General features: G+C 66.9%; 46 protein-coding genes. 38 read left to right on the top strand and 8 right to left on the bottom strand.

Going from position 1 to position 19,724, the window contains the following annotated elements; translation table 11 throughout:
• The 4 genes from IEZ13_RS33185 to IEZ13_RS33170 all read right to left on the bottom strand — a co-directional run bounded on the left by IEZ13_RS33185 (nucleotide 1) and on the right by IEZ13_RS33170 (nucleotide 2,505).
• Nucleotides 1-165: a hypothetical protein gene (locus tag IEZ13_RS33185; protein ID WP_183225119.1), complete on the bottom strand. Its 165-nt coding sequence runs from the start codon at nucleotides 163-165 to the stop codon at nucleotides 1-3.
• 194 nt (nucleotides 166-359) lie between these two features.
• Entirely contained in the window at nucleotides 360-716 is a 357-nt protein-coding gene (locus IEZ13_RS33180) for a hypothetical protein (RefSeq protein WP_183225120.1), read from the bottom strand.
• A complete protein-coding gene (locus tag IEZ13_RS33175; RefSeq protein ID WP_183225121.1) occupies nucleotides 713-904 on the bottom strand; it encodes a hypothetical protein in 192 nt (63 codons plus the stop codon). The genes IEZ13_RS33180 and IEZ13_RS33175 overlap by 4 nt, the downstream gene beginning before the upstream one ends.
• Nucleotides 905-918: 14 nt before the next feature.
• Nucleotides 919-2,505, bottom strand: a complete 1,587-nt coding sequence (locus tag IEZ13_RS33170) for a hypothetical protein (protein ID WP_183225122.1) — start codon at nucleotides 2,503-2,505, stop codon at nucleotides 919-921.
• 401 nt (nucleotides 2,506-2,906) lie between these two features.
• On the opposite strand from IEZ13_RS33170, the gene IEZ13_RS33165 reads away from it, so the two are divergent.
• The 6 genes from IEZ13_RS33165 to IEZ13_RS33140 all read left to right on the top strand — a co-directional run bounded on the left by IEZ13_RS33165 (nucleotide 2,907) and on the right by IEZ13_RS33140 (nucleotide 8,081).
• A complete protein-coding gene (locus tag IEZ13_RS33165; protein ID WP_183225123.1) occupies nucleotides 2,907-4,754 on the top strand; it encodes an AAA family ATPase in 1,848 nt (615 codons plus the stop codon).
• A gap of 624 nt (nucleotides 4,755-5,378) precedes the next feature.
• Nucleotides 5,379-5,831 (top strand): hypothetical protein, encoded by a 453-nt coding sequence (locus IEZ13_RS33160; RefSeq protein ID WP_183225124.1) that lies wholly within the window; start codon nucleotides 5,379-5,381, stop codon nucleotides 5,829-5,831.
• Nucleotides 5,832-5,849: 18 nt separating this feature from the next.
• Nucleotides 5,850-6,164 (top strand): hypothetical protein, encoded by a 315-nt coding sequence (locus tag IEZ13_RS33155; protein ID WP_183225125.1) that lies wholly within the window; start codon nucleotides 5,850-5,852, stop codon nucleotides 6,162-6,164.
• A 59-nt stretch (nucleotides 6,165-6,223) separates the two neighbouring features.
• Nucleotides 6,224-6,574: a hypothetical protein gene (locus IEZ13_RS33150; RefSeq protein WP_183225126.1), complete on the top strand. Its 351-nt coding sequence runs from the start codon at nucleotides 6,224-6,226 to the stop codon at nucleotides 6,572-6,574.
• 2 nt (nucleotides 6,575-6,576) lie between these two features.
• Nucleotides 6,577-7,224, top strand: coding sequence for a nucleotidyl transferase AbiEii/AbiGii toxin family protein (locus tag IEZ13_RS33145; RefSeq protein WP_183225256.1), 648 nt, complete (start codon nucleotides 6,577-6,579; stop codon nucleotides 7,222-7,224).
• 236 nt (nucleotides 7,225-7,460) lie between these two features.
• Complete coding sequence (locus IEZ13_RS33140) at nucleotides 7,461-8,081, top strand: DUF4352 domain-containing protein (protein ID WP_183225127.1); 621 nt, start codon at nucleotides 7,461-7,463, stop codon at nucleotides 8,079-8,081.
• A 55-nt stretch (nucleotides 8,082-8,136) separates the two neighbouring features.
• Here IEZ13_RS33140 and IEZ13_RS33135 read toward each other — a convergent pair whose 3' ends face one another.
• From IEZ13_RS33135 to IEZ13_RS33125, 3 genes are all read right to left on the bottom strand, one after another.
• A complete protein-coding gene (locus IEZ13_RS33135) occupies nucleotides 8,137-8,679 on the bottom strand; it encodes a DUF6879 family protein (protein WP_183225128.1) in 543 nt (180 codons plus the stop codon).
• Nucleotides 8,680-8,688: 9 nt separating this feature from the next.
• Entirely contained in the window at nucleotides 8,689-9,531 is an 843-nt protein-coding gene (locus IEZ13_RS33130) for a Scr1 family TA system antitoxin-like transcriptional regulator (protein WP_183225129.1), read from the bottom strand.
• A 158-nt stretch (nucleotides 9,532-9,689) separates the two neighbouring features.
• Complete coding sequence (locus tag IEZ13_RS33125) at nucleotides 9,690-9,911, bottom strand: hypothetical protein (protein WP_183225130.1); 222 nt, start codon at nucleotides 9,909-9,911, stop codon at nucleotides 9,690-9,692.
• A 287-nt stretch (nucleotides 9,912-10,198) separates the two neighbouring features.
• On the opposite strand from IEZ13_RS33125, the gene IEZ13_RS33120 reads away from it, so the two are divergent.
• The 15 genes from IEZ13_RS33120 (at nucleotide 10,199) to IEZ13_RS33055 (ending at nucleotide 14,104) form a co-directional block, all read left to right on the top strand.
• Nucleotides 10,199-10,495, top strand: coding sequence for a DUF6907 domain-containing protein (locus tag IEZ13_RS33120; RefSeq protein ID WP_183225131.1), 297 nt, complete (start codon nucleotides 10,199-10,201; stop codon nucleotides 10,493-10,495).
• The gene (locus IEZ13_RS33115) at nucleotides 10,495-10,881 is read left to right on the top strand and encodes a DUF6891 domain-containing protein (RefSeq protein ID WP_183225132.1); all 387 of its coding nucleotides are present in this window, start codon (nucleotides 10,495-10,497) and stop codon (nucleotides 10,879-10,881) included. The genes IEZ13_RS33120 and IEZ13_RS33115 overlap by 1 nt, the downstream gene beginning before the upstream one ends.
• On the top strand, nucleotides 10,878-11,096 hold the full coding sequence (locus IEZ13_RS33110; RefSeq protein WP_183225133.1) for a hypothetical protein: 219 nt from the start codon (nucleotides 10,878-10,880) through the stop codon (nucleotides 11,094-11,096). The genes IEZ13_RS33115 and IEZ13_RS33110 overlap by 4 nt, the downstream gene beginning before the upstream one ends.
• Nucleotides 11,097-11,137: 41 nt before the next feature.
• Nucleotides 11,138-11,341 (top strand): hypothetical protein, encoded by a 204-nt coding sequence (locus IEZ13_RS33105; RefSeq protein WP_183225134.1) that lies wholly within the window; start codon nucleotides 11,138-11,140, stop codon nucleotides 11,339-11,341.
• Entirely contained in the window at nucleotides 11,341-11,571 is a 231-nt protein-coding gene (locus tag IEZ13_RS33100; protein WP_183225135.1) for a hypothetical protein, read from the top strand. Before IEZ13_RS33105 ends, IEZ13_RS33100 begins: the two co-directional genes overlap by 1 nt.
• 157 nt (nucleotides 11,572-11,728) lie before the next feature.
• Complete coding sequence (locus tag IEZ13_RS33095) at nucleotides 11,729-12,055, top strand: hypothetical protein (protein ID WP_183225136.1); 327 nt, start codon at nucleotides 11,729-11,731, stop codon at nucleotides 12,053-12,055.
• Nucleotides 12,055-12,228 (top strand): hypothetical protein, encoded by a 174-nt coding sequence (locus IEZ13_RS33090; RefSeq protein ID WP_183225137.1) that lies wholly within the window; start codon nucleotides 12,055-12,057, stop codon nucleotides 12,226-12,228. Before IEZ13_RS33095 ends, IEZ13_RS33090 begins: the two co-directional genes overlap by 1 nt.
• Complete coding sequence (locus IEZ13_RS33085; protein ID WP_183225138.1) at nucleotides 12,225-12,476, top strand: hypothetical protein; 252 nt, start codon at nucleotides 12,225-12,227, stop codon at nucleotides 12,474-12,476. The genes IEZ13_RS33090 and IEZ13_RS33085 overlap by 4 nt, the downstream gene beginning before the upstream one ends.
• Before the next feature lie 105 nt (nucleotides 12,477-12,581).
• Nucleotides 12,582-12,881 (top strand): hypothetical protein, encoded by a 300-nt coding sequence (locus tag IEZ13_RS33080; protein WP_183225139.1) that lies wholly within the window; start codon nucleotides 12,582-12,584, stop codon nucleotides 12,879-12,881.
• Nucleotides 12,878-13,087 (top strand): hypothetical protein, encoded by a 210-nt coding sequence (locus IEZ13_RS33075; RefSeq protein WP_183225140.1) that lies wholly within the window; start codon nucleotides 12,878-12,880, stop codon nucleotides 13,085-13,087. Before IEZ13_RS33080 ends, IEZ13_RS33075 begins: the two co-directional genes overlap by 4 nt.
• Nucleotides 13,084-13,359 (top strand): hypothetical protein, encoded by a 276-nt coding sequence (locus IEZ13_RS33070; protein WP_183225141.1) that lies wholly within the window; start codon nucleotides 13,084-13,086, stop codon nucleotides 13,357-13,359. The genes IEZ13_RS33075 and IEZ13_RS33070 overlap by 4 nt, the downstream gene beginning before the upstream one ends.
• 83 nt (nucleotides 13,360-13,442) lie before the next feature.
• Entirely contained in the window at nucleotides 13,443-13,571 is a 129-nt protein-coding gene (locus IEZ13_RS47640; protein WP_260179525.1) for a hypothetical protein, read from the top strand.
• A complete protein-coding gene (locus tag IEZ13_RS33065; RefSeq protein ID WP_183225142.1) occupies nucleotides 13,564-13,743 on the top strand; it encodes a hypothetical protein in 180 nt (59 codons plus the stop codon). Before IEZ13_RS47640 ends, IEZ13_RS33065 begins: the two co-directional genes overlap by 8 nt.
• Nucleotides 13,740-13,922, top strand: coding sequence for a hypothetical protein (locus IEZ13_RS33060; protein ID WP_183225143.1), 183 nt, complete (start codon nucleotides 13,740-13,742; stop codon nucleotides 13,920-13,922). The genes IEZ13_RS33065 and IEZ13_RS33060 overlap by 4 nt, the downstream gene beginning before the upstream one ends.
• Nucleotides 13,922-14,104 carry a hypothetical protein gene (locus tag IEZ13_RS33055; RefSeq protein ID WP_183225144.1) on the top strand — a complete coding sequence of 61 codons (183 nt, stop codon included), beginning with the start codon at nucleotides 13,922-13,924 and terminating at the stop codon, nucleotides 14,102-14,104. Before IEZ13_RS33060 ends, IEZ13_RS33055 begins: the two co-directional genes overlap by 1 nt.
• Nucleotides 14,105-14,137: 33 nt before the next feature.
• On the opposite strand, the gene IEZ13_RS33050 is transcribed toward IEZ13_RS33055, so the two are convergent.
• Nucleotides 14,138-14,350 carry a hypothetical protein gene (locus IEZ13_RS33050; RefSeq protein WP_183225145.1) on the bottom strand — a complete coding sequence of 71 codons (213 nt, stop codon included), beginning with the start codon at nucleotides 14,348-14,350 and terminating at the stop codon, nucleotides 14,138-14,140.
• Nucleotides 14,351-14,718: 368 nt separating this feature from the next.
• Between IEZ13_RS33050 and IEZ13_RS33045 the strand changes: the two genes are divergently transcribed.
• From IEZ13_RS33045 to IEZ13_RS32965, 17 genes are all read left to right on the top strand, one after another.
• The gene (locus IEZ13_RS33045; protein ID WP_183225146.1) at nucleotides 14,719-14,979 is read left to right on the top strand and encodes a hypothetical protein; all 261 of its coding nucleotides are present in this window, start codon (nucleotides 14,719-14,721) and stop codon (nucleotides 14,977-14,979) included.
• Nucleotides 14,976-15,368: a DUF6205 family protein gene (locus IEZ13_RS33040; protein ID WP_183225147.1), complete on the top strand. Its 393-nt coding sequence runs from the start codon at nucleotides 14,976-14,978 to the stop codon at nucleotides 15,366-15,368. The genes IEZ13_RS33045 and IEZ13_RS33040 overlap by 4 nt, the downstream gene beginning before the upstream one ends.
• Nucleotides 15,368-15,610, top strand: coding sequence for a hypothetical protein (locus IEZ13_RS33035; protein WP_183225148.1), 243 nt, complete (start codon nucleotides 15,368-15,370; stop codon nucleotides 15,608-15,610). Before IEZ13_RS33040 ends, IEZ13_RS33035 begins: the two co-directional genes overlap by 1 nt.
• Nucleotides 15,607-15,921 carry a hypothetical protein gene (locus IEZ13_RS33030; RefSeq protein ID WP_183225149.1) on the top strand — a complete coding sequence of 105 codons (315 nt, stop codon included), beginning with the start codon at nucleotides 15,607-15,609 and terminating at the stop codon, nucleotides 15,919-15,921. Before IEZ13_RS33035 ends, IEZ13_RS33030 begins: the two co-directional genes overlap by 4 nt.
• Before the next feature lie 13 nt (nucleotides 15,922-15,934).
• Complete coding sequence (locus tag IEZ13_RS33025; protein WP_183225150.1) at nucleotides 15,935-16,261, top strand: hypothetical protein; 327 nt, start codon at nucleotides 15,935-15,937, stop codon at nucleotides 16,259-16,261.
• Entirely contained in the window at nucleotides 16,258-16,500 is a 243-nt protein-coding gene (locus IEZ13_RS33020) for a hypothetical protein (RefSeq protein ID WP_183225151.1), read from the top strand. The genes IEZ13_RS33025 and IEZ13_RS33020 overlap by 4 nt, the downstream gene beginning before the upstream one ends.
• Nucleotides 16,500-16,778 carry a hypothetical protein gene (locus IEZ13_RS33015; RefSeq protein WP_183225152.1) on the top strand — a complete coding sequence of 93 codons (279 nt, stop codon included), beginning with the start codon at nucleotides 16,500-16,502 and terminating at the stop codon, nucleotides 16,776-16,778. Before IEZ13_RS33020 ends, IEZ13_RS33015 begins: the two co-directional genes overlap by 1 nt.
• Before the next feature lie 10 nt (nucleotides 16,779-16,788).
• Nucleotides 16,789-17,184, top strand: coding sequence for a hypothetical protein (locus tag IEZ13_RS33010; RefSeq protein ID WP_183225153.1), 396 nt, complete (start codon nucleotides 16,789-16,791; stop codon nucleotides 17,182-17,184).
• Entirely contained in the window at nucleotides 17,181-17,360 is a 180-nt protein-coding gene (locus IEZ13_RS33005) for a hypothetical protein (RefSeq protein WP_183225154.1), read from the top strand. The genes IEZ13_RS33010 and IEZ13_RS33005 overlap by 4 nt, the downstream gene beginning before the upstream one ends.
• A complete protein-coding gene (locus IEZ13_RS33000) occupies nucleotides 17,357-17,818 on the top strand; it encodes a DUF6292 family protein (protein WP_183225155.1) in 462 nt (153 codons plus the stop codon). Before IEZ13_RS33005 ends, IEZ13_RS33000 begins: the two co-directional genes overlap by 4 nt.
• Nucleotides 17,803-17,997, top strand: coding sequence for a hypothetical protein (locus IEZ13_RS32995; RefSeq protein WP_183225156.1), 195 nt, complete (start codon nucleotides 17,803-17,805; stop codon nucleotides 17,995-17,997). Before IEZ13_RS33000 ends, IEZ13_RS32995 begins: the two co-directional genes overlap by 16 nt.
• Entirely contained in the window at nucleotides 17,994-18,269 is a 276-nt protein-coding gene (locus IEZ13_RS32990; RefSeq protein WP_183225157.1) for a hypothetical protein, read from the top strand. The genes IEZ13_RS32995 and IEZ13_RS32990 overlap by 4 nt, the downstream gene beginning before the upstream one ends.
• On the top strand, nucleotides 18,269-18,478 hold the full coding sequence (locus IEZ13_RS32985) for a hypothetical protein (protein ID WP_183225158.1): 210 nt from the start codon (nucleotides 18,269-18,271) through the stop codon (nucleotides 18,476-18,478). The genes IEZ13_RS32990 and IEZ13_RS32985 overlap by 1 nt, the downstream gene beginning before the upstream one ends.
• Before the next feature lie 30 nt (nucleotides 18,479-18,508).
• Entirely contained in the window at nucleotides 18,509-18,652 is a 144-nt protein-coding gene (locus tag IEZ13_RS32980) for a hypothetical protein (RefSeq protein ID WP_183225159.1), read from the top strand.
• On the top strand, nucleotides 18,649-18,828 hold the full coding sequence (locus IEZ13_RS32975; protein ID WP_183225160.1) for a hypothetical protein: 180 nt from the start codon (nucleotides 18,649-18,651) through the stop codon (nucleotides 18,826-18,828). The genes IEZ13_RS32980 and IEZ13_RS32975 overlap by 4 nt, the downstream gene beginning before the upstream one ends.
• A 166-nt stretch (nucleotides 18,829-18,994) precedes the next feature.
• Nucleotides 18,995-19,201: a hypothetical protein gene (locus tag IEZ13_RS32970; RefSeq protein WP_183225161.1), complete on the top strand. Its 207-nt coding sequence runs from the start codon at nucleotides 18,995-18,997 to the stop codon at nucleotides 19,199-19,201.
• A 32-nt stretch (nucleotides 19,202-19,233) separates the two neighbouring features.
• Nucleotides 19,234-19,710 (top strand): hypothetical protein, encoded by a 477-nt coding sequence (locus IEZ13_RS32965; RefSeq protein ID WP_183225162.1) that lies wholly within the window; start codon nucleotides 19,234-19,236, stop codon nucleotides 19,708-19,710.
• Nucleotides 19,711-19,724: the final 14 nt, after the last annotated feature.

The raw sequence follows: 19,724 nt of genomic DNA, 5'->3' as shown, positions 1-19,724 counted from the left end.
TCACCGCGGGTTCCGCCGATCGGCTATTTCTGCGATCGCTTTCGCGAGTTCGTTGCGGCCGTGCTCGTCGAGTTCGTCACCGACTGCCTTCGCGAACTGGCAGGCCTGTTGGAGCCGCTGACGCCCGTTCGCCGCCTTGCGGATCTCTTCGGTGAAGAACGCCAACCGGCGCTGACCTCGGCGGGTACGCCGTGCCGCCGAACGTTCTTCGGCGGTGGTTCCACGAACGGCTTTCAAGCGACTTCTCCTCAGTGTTTGCGCAGGTCAGGCCACAAGCGCGATGACGTAGACGAAGCCGATCACCATGACGGTGAGCACAATGAACGGAACACGCGGGCTCGCCCGGCGCGGCATGCGCTTCACCGGGCGTTCCCGGAAGGGGTGCGCAGCAGCACGACCGCGCCGATCACCATGGCCGCGAAGCTCGCGGTGATCGGGTATCCGACCAGGTCAGGACGGGTCATGGCGGTTTGCGCGAGTCCGGTGAGCGCGCCGGCGAGCACAATGAGCGACCCGGCGGTGTTGATGTGCTGGTCGGTCGCCGTCTCGGCCACGGGGGCGGCCCGCCGGTTCATCTCGGTATGAGCGGCACGCATCAGGGCGAGCGTCTGCTCGGCGGTGAGGTCCGGGAGTTCCGCCTTGTTGGAAGCGAGCAGCCCATGGCACTCGTCGAACACGACGATGACGGGGGCCAAGTCGGTGGGGGTGGTGGTCATCGGGTCTCCTCGGGGGTCTGGTGGTTATCGCGTTGGGCCACAGTCCTCATGCGGCGGTAGGTGGCGATGACACCGAGGCTCGCAACGAGCCACACCCACGCCGCCTGGTTCGGAAACTCACCGGCGTACGCATCGCGGATCCCGATGACACCGGCGGCGATGGCTGTCACCGCGAACAGCCGATGCACGATGCGAAGCCATCTCATTGGCCAACCGCCCACGGCTCACCGCTGTCATCGTCGGCACTGTCATCGGCTGCCTTATCGGTGGCCGCCTCACGCCACGCCGCGACGAGCCGTGGGATACGGGCCCCGTACCCGGCGCCGGTGGTCTTGCGGACCGCATAGTCCGACCACTCATGGTTCGGGTCGCTGTGCACGGCGAGCATGGCCTGAACTGCTTCTTCGTCGGTCATGAGCTGCTTGCTCGCCGCCGCTGATGCCACCTTCGATGAGGCATGTTTCGGCCCCTTCGATGAGCCGTTCTTGGGATGCCCATGGCGGTACTGGGCAAGGTTTGTCAGCTTCGCCGCGGCGAGCTTCGCGTTGAACTCGTCAGTGAGTTCCTTGGTGCGCTTGGCCAAAGCCTCATCGCGTTCGGTGTCCTTGGCGGCGATGATGTTCGCCTTCTCGGTCTCGTGGGCGGCGATGAGTGCCTCCCGGTCGGCGCCGGCCTGGTCGGTGAGTTCCCGCAATGAGGTGTCGGCGGTGACGCTCTTGGCGGTCGCCTCATCGAGGGCGGCGGTCGTCTCGGTGAGTTCGGTGTGCGCGGCGGTGAGTGCCTGCATGACATCGGCGATGCGGTTGTCCCGGTCGGCGATGGCATCGGCCTGCCGTTCGGTGATGGCACGAAGTTCGGTGGTGGCCGCAACCAGTTGCCGGACGCGGGCGGCCGGGTTGATGCGCAGCCACCAGCCGGGCTGGTCGGTGGATTCGACGGCCCACCGGGTGCGGAGTTCGGTGTTGTAGCCCTCCCACGCCTGACGGGGGTCGGTGACGTAGTGGTCGATGGACCAGCGGCGGGCGAGGTAGGAGCGGATCGGGAATGAGCGGATCCGTTCGCCGGAGAATGTGGCGCCGGCTTCGTCGACGCGGCCTTCGCGGAGTAGTTGGACGCGTTGTTCGCGGCGGGTGTGCAGGCCCCACAGCCAGGGGCTGAGTAGGGACAGCATGCCGAACGCGACGGCGGCGGCGTTGATGCCGAGCGGGCCGGTGTCGTCGGCGAAGTGGGCGTAGTTGATGGCGGCGACACCGGCGGCGATGAGGTATGACCAGCGGCGGAGCCGGGCGGCGGTGTTGGTGGCCTTCTTGAGCAGCGCGTCGTGGGCGTGCCAGCCGACGTAGACGGACACGGATTCGATGGCGAGCGCGATGACGAGGGCGAGGACGACCTTGCCGAGGGTGGGCCAGGTGTGGGGTGCGACTTCTTCGTAGAAGAACGCGACCTGGCCGTAGACGGCGGCGCCGTTGACCAGCAGCAAGGGCGCGTACATGAGCCGTTTGCCGAGGTCGGTTTTCGAGGGCCGGCGGGTGAGTGCGTAGACGGCGAGGCCAGTGACCAGGGCGGCGAGGATCGCGCAGGTGATGGTGACTGCGGGGCTGCCCGCGGCCTGGTTCCAGGCAGCGTCGTACCAGCTCGGGTCTGCGGCGGGTTGTGGGGTGCCGGAGACGGAGCCGGTGTCGGGGCGCAGCACGGCGGTCAAGGACATGTAAGCAACGTACCACGCAACTTCATAGGTTGCTAGCAACAAATTAGAAGTTGCTTTAAGGTCGTTGCATGACCACGACACGCCAGCGGGGCTCAGTACCCCTTATGCAGCGGATCCGGTCCGCGCGCCTGCCCTCCCCCGAGGAGCGATTGGCCATCAGGAAAAGGGCACGCGTTAGCCGAGAAGACATCGCACGCGAACTCCGGGCACAGGGCATCGCCGTGACAGAGGGCGCCGTCAAGTGGTGGGAGAAGCCGAAGGCCGAAGGCGGAGTAGACCCTCGACCGGACAAGGCGATTTTGTACCGGCGGCTGCTCGAACAGCTGCAAGCGGAGACCGCCAAGACGCGGACCGCTCAACCCTCCGCATAAGGACGGCCGCGGTGCACGAACACCACGGCCGTCTCGCCATACCCCGCCCTTGACTACGGAGCTGACTCCCTTGACGTTAGACCACGTTCCTGAGGCGCCGGGAGGTACCGGATGACGGTCCCCCACCAGGACCAGCGCCACAAGACCCGTAACGGGCATCCCGCCGCCGCCCAGTCGCCTGGACCCGGCAATCTCGCCGCGTTGCGGGTTCACGAGCAGACGGTTCTGGGCTGGCTCCTGTCGCCGGCCAACCATGCCGAGGCGGAGGAGCGAGTTCGCGACCTCAGCATCCGGCATCTTGTTGAGCCTGCCCACCGCGAGATCTTCGGCAGCATCCTGGCGCATGTCGGTGCCCCGAATCTGGCGCTGCTTGTCACCGCAGACCTGGCGACGGCGGATGCTCACCGTTCGGTGAAGGCGCTGCCAGGTGGGATTGCCGCATACCTGTCCGACTGCAAGGACTACGCCGACCTTTACGGCACACGGGAGTTCGCTTTCCACGTGCGGCAGGTGAAGGACGCCTACGTGCGCCGGCGGCGGCTGGAGCTCCACTCTCAGGCCGCGCGGGCTCTCGAGGAGGACAACCTCCAGGCGTACGACGCCGCGTTGGCGAACATGCAGCATCTCGACGCGGATGCGGAACCTGCTGAGGATCCCGGAAGCGCACGCGACCGGGCACTGCAGCGGGCCATCGGCGATGCGGCTGCTGGTCGGTATTTGGCGATGCTGGCGGAGGAGATTCTTCGAACCCGGGCGCGGCGCGAGGCCCGCCAGTTCGTGGACGCCGAACTGGCTGACGTGTCACCGCTCGAGTTGCCCGTCTCGCTGACTGATCTTCTCGGCGAGGACGATGAACAGGACTCGTGGCGGATGTCCGGGTTGTGGCCGTCCGGTGCTCGGATCTTGTTGGCCGCGGGCGCGAAGTCGGGCAAGACGACGACGGTGGGGAACGTGGTGCGTTGCCTGGCCGACGGTGACCGGTTTCTGGGGATCGCCGACGTCGAGCCGGTGGCGCCGGGCCGGACTGTGGCGGTGCTGGATTACGAGATGCCCCGTGCGAAGGTGAGGGGCTGGTTACGTGACCAGCGGATCCGGAACACCGATGCGGTGCTGGTGTGGACGGAGCGAGGCAGGGCGGGGCGCTTTGATACTCGCGATCGGGCGGCACGAGTGCTGTGGGTGGAGCGTTTACGGACGGCGAACGTGTCGGTGTGGGTCATCGACTGCCTGTCGCCGGTGCTGTCGGCGTTGGGTATCGATGAGAACAACAACACCGAGGTCGGTGCTGTTCTCGACGGGATCAACACGATCGCTGCTGAGGCCGGCATTGATGATGTCCTGCTGATTCATCACATGGGGCATGGGGCGGAGCGGTCTCGTGGCGCGTCGCGGTTGATTGGCTGGCCGGATGTGAATTGGAAGTTGACTCGGCAGCGGGATGAGAAGGATCCGTCGGCGGAGCCGGATCCGAATGCGACCCGGTATTTCTCGGCGTACGGCCGGGATGTGGATGTTCGTGAGGGTCGGTTGGTGTTCGAGTCGGAGTCGCGGCATCTGACGTACATGGAGGGCGGCCGGAAGCAGGACGATGACACGGTCGCGCTGGGCAAGTTGTTGGTGTTTGTGCGGGATCATCCTGGGCTCGGGACTCGTGGCTTGCAGGAGGGCGCTGCGGCGCTGCTGGGGAGCAGGGATACGGTGCGGAAGGCGTTGAAGGCGGCGACGGCCAAGGGTTACGTCGTTGCGGCGGATGCTCCGCGTAACGGCTTGCAGCACACGATCTCGGCGTTGGGCCGGGGACAGATCTTGGCGTTGTCGTCGGTTCCGGTGAGTGACGCGGAGTTCCTTGCCGGTCCGCGGGGGAACGTGGTGTGCGACTGCGGCTACTACATCACTTCGGCGGCGTTCGAGGCTGGCGCTCGGTCGTGCATCGAGTGTTTGAAGGCGGTGCCGGCGTGACTGGAACGGGTCGAGTGTGCGGAGTGTGCGGGAGTGTGCGGCTTGATCGTCCGCACACTCGATTTCGCAGTGATGATTTTGAATTTTCGCAGCTCAACCCAGTGTGCGGGAGTGTGCGGAGATCAAAAACAGGCGAAAAGCGGCCTTGACCTGCGAAAACGCCGTCGAGCGAGTGTGCGGCGGCTTAAGAAAGCCGCACGCTCGCACACTCACTCGCCTAAACGATCTCCGCACAGTCGTCCGCACACTCATCCATCGATGAAGAAGATCCGAAACGGAGGGCAGCCAAGACGACAATCCAGACCGAGGCAGTCCGGGCACGGCGAATGCCCTCGCCGACCGGAAGGTCGCACTACGCCGCCCGATTCGCCCGCGACCAACCCATCACCGATGGTCCTACTTAACGGCAGTTCAGCCGAGTTCGCAGATGAAGGAAGCCTGACCATGCCGAACAAGTCTCAGATCCGACACCAAACAAGTAGCCGCATCGATACCTTTCGTAATGGCAGCGGCTCCGACGAGGAGGAACCGACGGTGACCACAACCACCCCACCTCCAAGCGGGCACTTGCCGGTATCAGACGGAGGATCGCGTATCACCCGCCTCGACCACTACCTTGCGCCGATGACCACCACCGCCAACTCCGTCATCAAAGCCATAGAGTCCCGCCGCCCCGACCAGACCGGCACCCGCCTGAACCTGCTGCTCTTCCTCTGCCAGGGACACTTCCTGGCAGGCACCGGCGCACCTCTATTCGCCGAACCCATCTACGCCACCCCCGCCGGCGTCCACATCGACGCCGACCCCGACGAACCCGCCGCCGACATGAACAACCGGCAACTCGGCTTTGTCGGCTACACCCTGCACCGGTACGCCGACATGACCGATGCCGACCTGCTGTCGCTGGTCCAGGTGTCCAGCGCCTGGCAACTTGCCGCCCGTGCCGAGGATGACCCCCGCATCGAGTGGGCGTGGCTCACCGATTGGTTCCGGCGCCCCGCCGAACGGCATGGCAAACCGACCGCCGAGGAAACCGCCGATTTCGCGGCACGGCGAAAGGCACGCACCGGGGGCTGACCGCCCGAAGGAGCACGCATGCCCGACTGGCCCGACAAGTGGAAGCTGGACAACTTCCCGGAGGCTCTGCACACGTGGACCATCGCCGCGGAGCCTCCGCCGGAGGTCCTCGCCGAGGTGGAACGCTGGCATCACAGCCGCCAGGACGACCCGTACGGCGACACCGACCCTTTCGCCGAAGAGGGCATGTTCGACGACTACTTCGGGTTGCGGGCCAGGGTGTACGACCTGTATCGAAGGCCGGTGCAGGTCGATGGCCGGCCCGTGGTCTGCTACTACGAGGTGCAGGAGAACGAGCATCGTGTTGTTTTCTCGCACTTCGGTGTGATTTAGGTTAGGTGCGGGTCGAGCAGTGCTGTTGGCGGCTGGTGGCGCCGCGTACGCTGGTTCTCGTGACTTCCCGGGCAGCACCGTCTACGGCGTGGCAGAGCAGGCCAGGCCGACGTGCGCTCGTCGCCGCCAACCTGAGCGTGCTGCGGGGGCCGACGTCGGGAACTGTCGTCCTACCGAACCGGCTGGTGTGGGCGCCGGATCCGGCGGGCCGTTTCGACCTGGACGACCCTTTCGACCGGTTGCGGGTGTACGAGATTGTGCTCCGTGAGGCGGTTCAGGAAGCCGAGCTGCGTACGTGGCTAAACGGCACGCTGCTGACCGCATTGTGGCCACACCTGTACCTGCCTCGTGGTGTACGGCAGGCGTGGGAGACCAGCCACCCGCAGTTGGCGGCCGTACCAGCACAGTGACGATCGAATCCGTAGACGCCTTCCATCTACAGGTTGCCCGGACCGCGCTGGCAGTCGCCAACCGGTACGGGTTCGCGCTCGGCGGCGGTCTGGCGCTGATCCTGCACGGCATCGTGTCCCGGCCGACCGAGGACGTCGACGTGTTCGGTGAGGAGGGCTGCAGCGTGGTCGGCGCCGCGGCCGCGGTGACGGCGGCCCTGCAGGATGCGGGCATCCGGGTCGAGCCGGTGGACATGAGTTCGGAGGTCGTTGACCTCGACTATCTGATGGCCGAACTGGTCGCCTACCGGCCCGATGGTCGGGCGGTGCGGTTGAGTTTCGGTCATCTGTCCCGCACCCGGCAGCCTGTGCTGTTGGACATCGGCCCGGTGATGGCCGTTGACGACCTGATCGCGTGGAAGGTCGCCGCGCTGGTAAACAGGGCTGAGGTTCGTGACTTCGTGGATGTGGCGGCGTTCCTCGCCGACCGGTCCCCCAGCACGCTGTTGGCGTTGGCGCGGACGGTCGATCCGGGCCTGTTCGAGGAAGATGTTGCTGCGGCGGGACGCAGGCTGGATCAGACTCCGGATCGGGCGTTCGCCGCCTACGGGCTCGACGCCCGCCAGGTGGCGCAGATGCGGGCCCGCTTCCATGACTGGCCTCGCAGCTAGCCTCGGCGGCCGTATCCCCGGCGCCGACCGCCAGGTGAGTGATCAGTAGGCACCCGCGGGTGAACGCCGACATTCACCCCGATAGGGCATTGCTCATCCGTTTGTCGTTCGTTGCCGCCGTAACGGCCCATCGTCGTCGATGAGTGTGTCGGCGTTGGAGTGGTGCGGCTGGGTTTCGTGGACTGGGGCCCGGCCGCATTCCAGTCCACTCCCCCGGTCCGTGGAGCCGATTCCGCATGTCGCATCAGCAGTCCTCATACCCGCCGGCCACCGGAGACCCGTACAGCGCACCTCCGCCGCCAAAGAAGAAGCGCTGGCCGTGGATCGTTGCCGGTGTCGTCGTTGTCGGGATCCTCGGCTGTGTCGGCCTGTTCACGTTGGTCCTCGGCGGCACCGCAAAGGTGGTCAGCGATGCTGCCACCGAGATGGATGACAACAACAAGGGCAAGAACGCTGCCGCTGGTGAGCTCGGCAAGCCCGCCAAGGACGGCAAGTTCGAGTTCACGGTCACCGGCATGAAATGCGGCGCCAAAAAGGTGGGCGGCCAGTTCAACGAGGTCCGCGCCCAGGGCGAGTTCTGCCAGGTCAGTGTGACGGTGAAGAACGTCGGCACCTCGGCGGAGATTTTCGACAGCAACTCACAGAAGGCCTACGACGAGGCCGGCACCGAATATTCCGTCGACTCTGCCGCGGAACTGGCGGTGAACGACGACAACCAGACGTGGCTGGAGAACATCAACCCCGGAAACAAGATCAAGGGTGTGCTGGTGTTCGACGTACCCGCCGGCACGAAACCCGCGACGATCGTCGTTCATGAGTCGATGTTCACCGCAGGCGTTCGAGTGCCCCTGGCATAGCGGAAACCAAGACGGCCCGCGCCATCACCGGCGCGGGCCGTCTTCCGTCGTTCGTTCAGTGCTGCGAGGTGGCAGCCTCCCTGTTCGCAGCTGCGATAGCGAGCGCCCGCCAACGCAGAGCTTGCTCCACCTCCGGCTCGTCCTCGACGAGCTCGTACCGCACCGGCCGGCCCTGCTCGTCGTGGTACATCACCATGAGGCGCTGATCGTCGAACAGCCACCAATCTTGAGGGCCGATCGCCGGAATGATGCCCTCCGCCTCGGCGACACTGCGAGTCAGGTACTGCACCGTTTCACCGGATTCACGGTTCCAGCGGTCCATCCACCGCATCCACTGCTGGTAGTCGGTAGGTGGCGTGTCGACGACCCGAACTCGGCCGATCGTTTTGCCGCTCGAGGTCTGCTGCCGCACCTGGGCCATCCACTCCCCGAGCTCCTTGTTCTCGGTCGGCGGGATCGGCCGCCCTGCCAGCCACGCCTGCCACTGATCCTGCTCGTAGGTCACGTCGTACGCGGCCTGCTGTTCCCACCGCCAGGCAGACCGTTGGTAGCCGGCGAGTTGGGCCCAGAATTCGTCGTTGGTGATAGTGCGGCGCACAGCGATCTCCTAGGCGGGAAGGTGATTGATGGCGTCGAGGATGAGGTGGCGGGCGTCTTCGCCGGTGACGGCGTCCTGCCAGTAGCGAGCGAACAGGGCTTCGAGGATCTCCACCTTGTCCGCCAAATGTTCCTCGTCGGTGACGGCGGTTTCGATACATGCCTCGTCGTCGAAGATTTCGAACGATGATTCGGTGTTGCTGTTTACCGGCCGGGACAGGGACGGGTAGATGGCGAGGGTGACGTTGTCGAGGCCGATGGCGGAGCTGAGGTGGAACAGTTGGGCTCGCATGATTGAGGTCGGGAATCGGCGTCGCCGGAGCACGGGCTCGTCGATGAGGAACGTGAACTGCTTGTCGGGGTCGGTGAGGAAGCGAACCGACTCCTGCCGTTTGCGGACGGCGGCGGCCACGTCGTTGACGCTGCCATGTTTGTCGTGGTGCTCCTGCAGGATGGCCCGCATGTAGTCGGGGGTTTGCAGGTAGCGCGGGATGAACGTCATCTCGAAGAACGTGAACCGCTTGGTGCGGGCTGCGCGTTTGGTGTAGTCGTCCTGGATGGGCTCCTGGCCATGGGCTGCGCGTTTGCTGTAGGTGTCGCGGCTGGCTTCGGCTTCGGCGGCCATGTGGATGAGTTGGTCGCGGAGGCGTTCGTTCATGCCGGTGGCCTGCGCCCAGGCGGTGATTTCGTCGGCGGTGGGGATCTGTCGGCCGCGTTCGATCTTGGAGACCTTGAACTTGCCGGTGCTGGCTGCCCAGCCGAGCATCTCGGCGAGTTCGGTGCCGGTGAATCGTGCGTTTTCGCGGGCGGCTTTGAGCCTGCCGCCGATGGGGTCACGTTCTTCGGTGGTCATGTGTTCTCTCTTCTCTCCGGGCGGTGGACTGCCAGGTCGAATCCCAGGGAAAAGATCATGGTGTGCATGGTGCGCCGACCTTTCGGACGGTTGCTGCTACATGAGCTAAGCCCCGGACCCCGTTCGCTCGGGTCCGGGGCTTCGGTGTTGTTCGGGTGTTACTGGCCTCGCCGGGCGTTCACCATGTCGGCGATCTGCTCAGCGAGTGTGTAGGGGATCTCGATGCCGCTTTCATTGGCGGCGACGTTGACCATCTGGGCGGCGGCGTCGGTGCCGAGGGTGTAGCCCTGCACGACGAGGCTGTCGCGGTCGGTGGCATAGACGGCGGGGCAGTTGCCGCCGCCGGAGTTCTTCCACGTGAACAGGTGGGTGAGTTGCATGGTCTCGCCTTCCGCTGGGTTGCTTACGGCTTGAGCAACTTTGCTTGATGGTCGCATCAGGTTGGGCCGAAACACAACGACCCCGGCCCTCTTTACGGAGAGTCCGGGGTTGTTGGTGCTGGGATTCCAACCTGGCATCACTGATGCTAGCAAATGTTGCTTGAGTTGCTTGACTGAGTTGCTCGCAGGGTGCACGGTGGAGGTAGGCATTCAGCCGCCTTCTCCCGGCCGGGGTTGGCGTGACAGAGACTCCCCTGCCCCGGCCGGAATACCTCCTGGAGGATCCCGTGCCTAGTGCGACTCTCACCCGCACCTGCCCCGCCTACTGCGCACGCATCCACGACGAACAGCCCGACGAGGTCGTCGCCCACGAAACCCCCGTCGTTGGCATCCCCGCCCTCGGCAGCCGCCCGCTGCGACTGCAGATGTCACAGGCCGACTGCGACCCGGCGCCACGGCTGCACGTCGGCAGTTACGACCTGGACCTCTACAACGCTGAGCGGCTTCTCGCCGAACTGCATATGAAGGTCACGATCATGCGGGAGGCGCAGGCGCGTCTCCACGCCAGCCTGACGGTCGCCTGATGACCGGCACCGACCGCGAGCGGCTCGACACCGCGCTCGCGAACCTCCGCGGCCAGGGTGTCGCCGTTGTCGTCGACCTGTCCGGCTCGTCGGGGGTCCGCGACTGGGACCACGCCGACTATCTGAAAGCCGCCGCTACGGCGGGTACCGGCCGGTGGGTCGGCACGCATGTTGGCTGCGACGAGCATCGCGGGGCCTACTGGGACGCCGACGGCACCCTCCGGTACGGACACACCAACAAGCCGGTGACGGAGGTGTGGCTGCACCACAGCCATCCGGAGGTTGCCCGGCTGCTGGTCGACGCGCTGGCAGCCGCCGGGCTCGCCGTGTCGTGGGACGGCAACCCTGACAGCAGTGTCCTGCTCGCCCTGGCCGGTGGCCGATGATCGCGCTCGCCAGCACCCAGCGTTACCTGATCGACGGCGCCGTCCGCGACACGCTCACCTACCAGGACGGTGTGTTCCGGCTCGACGGCGTGCTGCTGCCCGAGCCGGACGCCCAGCAGGCGCGTGCGCTCGTGTTCGCCGGCCTGCTGGCCGTGAACCGCACGGACGTCCAGCCCACCACTACTGGCCGGGCTGCCGCCGGACTCCCCCACTGACCTTTCCCACTGACGCACGACCCGTATCCGAGGAGGACCACATGTCCACCACCGTGTACGCCCCGCCCACCGGCGGCTTCGACGACTTCCGGCAGTGGCAGATCGAGCTGGACACCAGTCGGCCGGCGCTGTCCGAGCCCCGGCTCCCCCATCACCCGTCCCGCGCCGCACTGCGCCGCGACGCCGACTCGCAGATCGCGGAGGGTGTCGCTGACTGGCTGCGCACCCACAGCAAGGGGGCGTGATGGCTACCTATTCGTGGGCGCTGATCCGTGACGGCCAGCCGGTCGCCGACGGTACCGAGTTTCACAGCGGGTTCGAGACGCCGGAGGAGTACGGGCGTTTCCAGGCCGCCCGGCCGCGGCCGTTCCCGGTGGACGAGGTTCACGTCTGGGCGGGTGACGTGCCGGCCGGTGAGCCGGTTCGGGTACGCCGGCACCCGCGGCGCCGGGCCCTGGCCGGAGCGGTGTCGTGACCGCCCAGGCCGCCCGCCTGATGCGGGCGCGTCGTGCCCGCCGCCTGCCGACCGCGCATGACGGGTTCGGCTACTCGCGGGACATGTCCGACCCGGAGCCCATGGCGGTACCCGCTGGGGTCGAGTTGGTCTGTCTGGACTCCCGCGGCGGCGCCCGATGACCGTCACGACCGCTCCCGCATTGACGTTCGCTGACATTCCCGGACAGCGCGCCTGGTACCGGGTCGACGACGTGTTCGACCCCGCCACCCGCATCCACATCGACGTGCCCTACCTGCATCACGACCTGGACTGCCGGTGGCCGGTGTATGACGACTACCGGGTCGTCACCCGTGGTGGTGCCAGCATCGTGGAGCAGGAGCCGTTCTTCGACGGCTGCGACTCGTGGGGTGATTCGTCGTGCCCCGACGCCCCGTTCGGGCATCGCCGGCCCGTACCGGTCTGCCCCGCATGTGCGCCCGCCCTCACCGGCCGGAGCCTGTGATGGCGCCGCTGCCCGAGCCGACACCGCGGTCGTCCTGGCCGGACGACGAGCACGCCACCTGCCCTCCCCCGTGCGGCGGACTGATGTCGGTGACCTCGTCCGGTGAGCTGCGCTGCGACGAGTGCGGCCTGCGCGCCGCCGACGCCTCCGTGCGGCAGGAGGTTCAGTGGTGACCGGCGCTGAACTGATCGTCGCCGCCGAGGCGCTGCACGCTTCCACTGTTCAGCCGTCCGACGATCCGACGCCCGGCCTGATCCACCAGGCCGTCGTTGGCGCCGTCACTGCGTACGGGGTCGACGGCTGCGCGGCACGGCTTGCCCAGCGGTACGGCGACCACCCCACCGAGACAGCGGCCCGCATGCGGTGGTGCCTGGCAACTGTCCGAGCCGTCTACCCGGCCGTCACTGCCAGCACGGTCTGACCGGCCACCCGGCCACCAGCACCAACCGATCTAGCCCCCTGGATCGGTTGGTGCTGGTGGTCCGGCGGCCGGTCAGACCCCCTGGACGCCGAGAAACGAGGACCGATGTTCGGCATCACCCGCGACAACAGCCCCCAACCCGCCGGCCCGGCGGTGCCGCCCCTGCACTACCAGCACTGCCGCGAAGACGTTAACGCCTACTACCAACAGTTCGGCGACAAGTACGACTACGACAAGAAGCTCGCGCTGGGCGTCGTGGACGCCGCCGAAGCCGCCGGCGTGTCCGTATGGAAGGCCCTTCCCACCGAAGACGGCTTCACCTACGAGTCGCGCCTCCGACTGGCCGCCGTGTGGAAGAAGGCAGGCCGCGGCCCGGCCGCCGACCGTGAGGAGTTCTACGCGTGAGCATCGACTACACCGGTGGCGTGGCCGGGCGGGATCCGATCGGCAAGACGATGGTCGAGTCGTTCCTCGCCCAGCATCCGAACGAGTCCGACGAGCAGATCCACGCCCGTATGTGCCGGGCGTGGAACAGTGTTCCCGGCTCCGGCGAGATGCCGATTCCGGTCGACGAGATCGCCCACTGGCGGGCCGGATGGACGGCGCGGTGAACGAGCCCGACAACCTGACCGGCTGGGTCGATCGGCTCGGCGGCACATGGGTTCGGGTCGACGACTGCCCGGCGCCGTCGTACGCCATCTTTGCTGGCAGTTCGTGGTATCCCCGCACCGATGGCCCCGGCTTCGATCCGCAGGTCCATGACGGTATCGGCCAGCCTCGGTCCTGGGATCAAGTCGAGTACGACTTCGCGCCGCTCACCCCGGCAAGCCCGGAGTTGACGGCGGAGACGATCGCGCTGGTGCGGCGGGCCGTATCCGAGTAGTGCCCGGCGGGTCGTAACAGACGAGACGGGCGGCCCGCAGCAGTGAGACGCCGGGCCGCCCAACGATTCCTATCGGAGGAACCATGTTCAACGGTAAACGACGCTGGCGGCGGCAGCCGGTTCCGGTGCTCGACACCGCCGCCCAGGCGCTGGCCGAACTGCTGGCCGAGTCCGCACGCAAGCACGATGATCGGGAGCCGTTCCGTGGCTGACCTGCCCGCTGACCTGTTGATCGTGCGGCACGCCGACGACACGACCACCACCTACGAGGACGTGCGCTACTGCCTGTGGCGTGACGGCGTGACCGTCTACCAGCATGGCGAGGAGATTCACCACGGCGATGTTGTCGAGGTGCGGGCCGAGCGGGCGGCGGTGCCGGCGTGAGCGCACGCGTCGGGACGCTCGACTACTACCTCGGCATGGACGCGGCCGAGCTGGACTTGCTGGAGCAGCGGGTCCAGGCTGAGCCCGCTGTTGGCTGGGTGGCGGAGACGGCGAAACAGCGGCTCCTCGACCGGATCGCCGCCGTGCGGGAGATGCGCGGCGAGCAGGTGGCCGGCTGATGGCGCGGGTGCTGGTGGTGTCGGATGACGGCGCGACCGTGATCCAGGTTCGTGACGCGGACCGCCCGGACGGTGAACCGTGGGCGGAAGGCGTGTGCCCGTGCGGTGAAGTCATCTCCGACCGCGGGCATTTCGAGGACACCGTGCAGGCGTGCGAGATCCATCTGGACGAGCAGCACTGACAGCGCCCCGCCGAGATGTTGGCGGGGCGCTCGCTATTTCATCGGCTTGCCGAGGTGTCGGTAGATCGTCTTTCGAGCCAGGTCGGCGGCCTCAGCAATTCGGTTGATTGGAACCCTTAGCCGCCCAGCCTCGACGATCAGTCTGTCGATCTGCTCCTCGATGGCTTGCCGTTGAGCGGCGAGGTTGACCAAGGCGAGCAGCACCTTTTGCTGTTCGTCGTCGGGCTCGAAGGGTGGACGCGGCACACGATCAGGCTATCGGTTCCTGTTCCCCTTGACCCAGTAACCTCGCCTGTTAGTGTTTACATGTACTCAGTAACGAGCCAGAGGCGACCATGAGCGACTCACTTGACCGACAGGACGCATCAGGCTCCATGCCGCTGTCGATCTGTCACAACGGCCGGGTCCTCGCTTTGGTACCTGCGCACCTCGTCAACGACTTCGGAGCCGATGCGCGCCCAGCGCCCGCGTTGTGGGAGCACATCACTCGGGTCGCCGCGCTCCATTGGCTGAGCCCGGACGACACCGAACTCCTGCTGCCCTGCCACCTACACCCGGCGTTCTCCGCAGTCGACTGCCTCGACTGCGAACCCGCCTGATCTGAAAGGAACCACATGCCTCACAGCGAGCAGGCCACCGCCGTCCTCACCGCGAACGAGCCGAAGGACGGCACCGTCCTTCTCGTGCGCAGCGGCGATGAATGGAAGGTCATTGAGCGCGACGACGCACTCTCCCGCGACTACGACCCACAGGACCACTGGTTCGATGTCACCACCGAAGCGATCGGCGACTCGGACCCGATGGCACTGCACCAGCACGTCAAGTACGCCGACGCCGTGTACGCGCTGGGCGAGAAGCTGGCCGAGTTCCGGTGAGCTACGACGTTCGTTTCACCGGCGAGATCGGCATCCATCCGCCCATCCCCGCCGACGATGTCATCGCCGCCGGGTTCCACGCCCCTGGCCGATTCGGTGACAAGGACGTGGCCGTAACGGTCATCGAAACGCCGATCGACGGGGTGCCCGGCGCCTACCGGCGGCAGGTGACTGCGATTGCCGCTTGTATGGGTTCGTACACCGCCTACAAGGCTGTCGAGCATGTGCAGGAGATCGTGTCCCGTTGGGGTGAGGGCCGTACGTTTACCGGCTATCTGCAGGGCTGGGGTGAGGAACCCGGCGACGTGTTCCGAATCGTCATCCGTGACGGCCGGGCAGTGGAGGTCCAGCCTCGGATCGTGTGGCCGGACGGATCGGAGGGCGTCTGATGATCGTGGACATCATCACCAAGACCGTCCGGATCCCGGCCAGCGAACACCACGCTGGCTTCCACTCCGTTGACGTCACCCTGATCTGGGAATGCCCAACCTGCGGCGGGCCGAGAGGCGAGGTCTTCGACACCCTCTCCTACGACGGATCACGTCGGCTCAACGTGCACGGATGGAAGAACCCATGCGGACACATCGACTACTACCGCGCCGTACGCCGCGAGGCAGGTATCGGCCAATGACTGCCATCACCCTGGACCTGGTGCTCGCCGTGCACGCGGCTGCCGACCTGGGCGGTGACACCGGTCTAACGGTCGACTCGATCGCCGCGATGACCAACCTCGCCGTTGAGGACGCCGAGCAGGCGCTGGAATCCGGTGCCCGCCGCGGCATCGTGTCCCGTCTCGGCGACGGCCGCTGGATTGCCTGGCCGATCTGCCCCACCTGCGGGTACGGCGCCGACGACCGGCATCACTCCACCGACCATCCGCAGCCGGGCGTCTGTGAGACGCACCCGGTGGACTACTGCGCCGGCTACCCGCTCCCCCGCTGACTTGGAGGCCACTATGCCCCGCACCATCGATTCGATGCTCGCCGCGCACCGCGTGGCCACCGAGCGCCGTAACAACGGCCAGCCCGTCTGGGACGAGACCGTCGACCTGGCCGACCTGTTCCACAACACCGACCTGTCCCAGGCCGAGCGGTACGCCCGCATCGCCGACCGGATCAAGCGTTCGCGCTGGTACCAGAACCGGGACGCGGACGGTTTCGACGAGTTCGGGGAGGCCGTCGAGAACCTAGCGGTCGCTTCCGGGCCGGACGAGTTCGACGGCTGGTTCGACGAGATTTACGACCAGGCTGACCGCGACCGGGTTTGGATCAAGACCCGATGATCGCCTACTTCACCGTCGACAGCGACGGCCGCCTGCCCCGCCAGGACGGCACCATCAGGGTCGACGGCCAGGACTACCTACTTCCGATGAAGGCACAGGTGGGTGGTTTCCTGGCCCCACGCCGCATCCTGGAAGGGCTGCAGGCTGCCGGCTGGAAACCGGCCACCGACTACTACTCCGATTTGGACGTGGACGGACCTGGGTCGATCCGGGTGGTTCCGCTGGACGGCGACGCCTGATGGCTGCTCAACACATGGTCACCGAACACGCCGTGTGTGCCCTGCCCGGCGACCACCGGGATTGGCGACACCTGGTCATCCGGGTCCAGCGTCGGGGCGCCACCGATCGGTGGCTGGTGACCTGGGGCGCCTACTACTTGACCGCCGACGGCGACTGGTATCCGTCCATGTCTCGGGCGGTCGAGTACGACGAGGACGAGGCCCTGATCGCCGCCGACATGGTGTCTAAGACGGTCGACGTGAATGGTCTGACCGCCGCCGACCTGCTCAACCGTTGAGGAGCCCGCAATGTTGACTGAAAGCCACACCACCAGACCCGCCGACAACGGCACCTACCACTACTGGGAGGTTCGCGGCCCGTACGGCGCCGTCTCCCTGTCGCTGCTGCATTCCCGGGCCGCCGGGTTCACGTCGCTGGCCCGAATGAGCCCTGCCCTGGCCGGCAACCTGGCGCCCACTGAGTCCGGGCACTGGGTGTTCAACGTGATTGGCGAGCACCGCCCGAACGGGCCCGAGTCAGGCTGGTCGTGCTCGGTGCACGGCGATACCTGTGATGAGGACGCGATCGTCACCGATCTGGCCTGGCCGATCTGGGAGCGGCTGCGTGACGGCGGTGTCACCGACCGGGCGGTGTACGCCGAGTTGGAGGCGCTCGCCGGCCGGGTGTTCGAGGTGGCGGCGTGACTGCGGTGCCCTTCGCTGTCGAGTGGGTGTTCCTCGACGAGTCCACCCCGCGCCAGATCCACACCAGCACTGTCACCGCGGTTGACGCCGACGATGCGCGGATGACGCTGCTGGGTTCCATACCTGAGGACCGGGTGTCGGTCCTCAGGGTTTCTGCCGAGGAGGACCAGCAGTGAGCACCGACCACGGCCCGTACATTGCCGCCGTTCAGGAGGCGCTGATTCATGCCGGGTTCGAGACCCTGAACGAGCACGCCGAGGACGAGGATCCGCGCGGCGGTGGCATCCAGCTCGACCCCCGGTCGCCGGCTGCGGCGGACTGGTTTGCGAACTGGGATGAGGTGTGGCTGGGCTGGAACGAGGACCGCGGCTGGGCGCTGGTCTGCACCGAGGAATTAGCCGGCGGCGAGCCGAAGACGTTCACGTTCGACTCGCACCTGCCGCGGCTGGCGGCGCCGGTGTCGGTCGTGCGCATGGCGTGCGGGCACGCTGGCGTGTCCGTGCAGGCCATCGATGCCCTGCCGGAGCCGGCCATCCCGGACGCCGACTTCCCCGGCCACAGCTTCCTGGACGACGATCCCGTGTTCGAGCAGGCGCTGGCCCGCTACCGGGAGCCGTCGTGCCCACGGTCCTGATCCGCTGGCACACCCCGTCGGCATTGACGATCTACGCCGACGGTAAGCCGATCGGGTCAGCGTCCGACGACTCCGATTTTCCCGACGAGCCGCCGCTGTCGACGCCGCTGGTTGCCGCGGTCGTGGCGGAGGATGTGGCCCGCGCTTTGGGCGCCGACGTCAAGGTGCAGCGGCCGTGAGCGCCCGTGACATCACCGCTGACACGGTGCTCGCCGCGATCGCGGCCGGCGCTTCCACCCGCACAGATCTGGCCGCCCGGTTTCAGGTGCTGTCGACGTCCCGGTTCCTGACGGATGCGCTCGCCGAGCTGGGTGTGGTCGAGGACGCGCACGGCCGGCTGTCTGCGCCTGCCCTTCCGTGCCCGACGTGCGGCTTAAGGCCGTGGGATGCGCCCGACCTGACGCCAGGCGAGTTCGTGTGTACCTGCAACGACACCTTCGAGGAGATCTGATGACCTCTGTTCCGCAGTACGTGATCCTGCACCGTCGGGATCGCGGCAGCGAGGCTACTGAGCAACTGTTCAGCGTGTGGCCCGAAACCGACCGGGCGCAGGCCGTCGAACACGCGGCCGAACTGCAGTCCGATGCCAACAACCTGTACGGCCGGCCCCGTGACACGTATCGGGTCGCGCGGCTCGCATTCCTGGACGAGGAGAACTGAACCATGGGACATGACGATCGACTGGAACTAATGGCGGCGGACCACGACCGGTTCCGGGCCGCACTGGTGCAGATCATTCTGGTGGCGGATGGTGGGGCCGAGGCGCCGCACACCGCGCTGGAGAACATTCGGGCCGAGGCCAACAAGGCGCTCGCCGAGGCGGGTGCGCAGTGACCGCCACGATGACGCCGCCCGCGTCCACCACGATGCCGCAGTCGCAGGATCCGCGGGTGTTGCGGGAGATCCTGGACGACCCGAACCTGTCCGGCTGGCACGAGGCCGCCCATCTCGCGCTGGAGGACCTGGAGCAGCGGATCGGCCGGCACGTCCGCCACGGGCTAGGTGCCTGATGGGCGACGAGACGCCTGCTCTGACGGTGGTCGGCATGGGTCTGTTCCCGCTGCCGGGTGAGAAGAAGCGGCGTCAGCGGGCGGTTGCGGAGGCTCGGGAGCTTCTCCGCCAAGTGGCGGAGATCGAGCAGCGGAGTAGCGGGCACACGAGAGTTGAGGGTGAGCAGTGACCGGCGAGCCGCAGGAGACGTACTACGTCGAGTATCCGTGTGGGAAGTACTGCAAGGTCGAGATCGATCTGGCGGAGGCTCACGGCGGGTTCACGCACCGGCAGATGCGTGCCGCGGCGGACGTCCAGCATGCGGAGCGGCACGAGTTGGAGTCGACGCCGGTGCTGGCCCGGGTTTCTGCGGAGTTCCGGGCTCCGGCGTAGGCTCACCCCACCCGTGTGATCTTGGAGGCGTCATGCAGTTGGTCGACGTACTGGACCTGCTCCAACGGCTGTTCGTTGCCGCGCAGCATCCGGACGTTGCCGACGTGCGCCTCTACGGGGAAGGCACCCCGCAGTCGCCGGCCGGGGTTGCGGTGAAGGACACGCGGGGCGGTTCCACCTACCTGTGGGGCACCACCTGGCGGGGCGAAACCCCGGTCGACCTGCCGGAGGTGCTGCCGCCGCCGAAGCTCGGCGCCCAGCGGATCGCCGTGCTGGCGGTCAAGCTGCTCGATGCTGCCCGCCCGGCCGAGTTGAAGGCGTGGCGTTTGGTCGCGCTGCCGGATCTCGGCCCGACGGATGCTCGTGGTGTCGCGCCGGCCGGGGTCGGCCTGGTCGCCGCGGACGGCAGCCGGTTCCTGTTGCGGGCGACGCATGGTGGTTCGCAGACCGGTGACCCTGCCGAGGATCCGCACCCGGAGTGGCGGGTGCCGGAAGCACTGGCCATCTGACCTGACAAAAAGGC

It is taken from the genome of Actinoplanes campanulatus (assembly GCF_014647795.1).
GTDB lineage: Bacteria > Actinomycetota > Actinomycetes > Mycobacteriales > Micromonosporaceae > Actinoplanes > Actinoplanes campanulatus.
The sequence above is the reverse complement of the archived record's forward strand: the minus strand, read 5'-3'. Positions and strand labels throughout refer to the sequence as shown.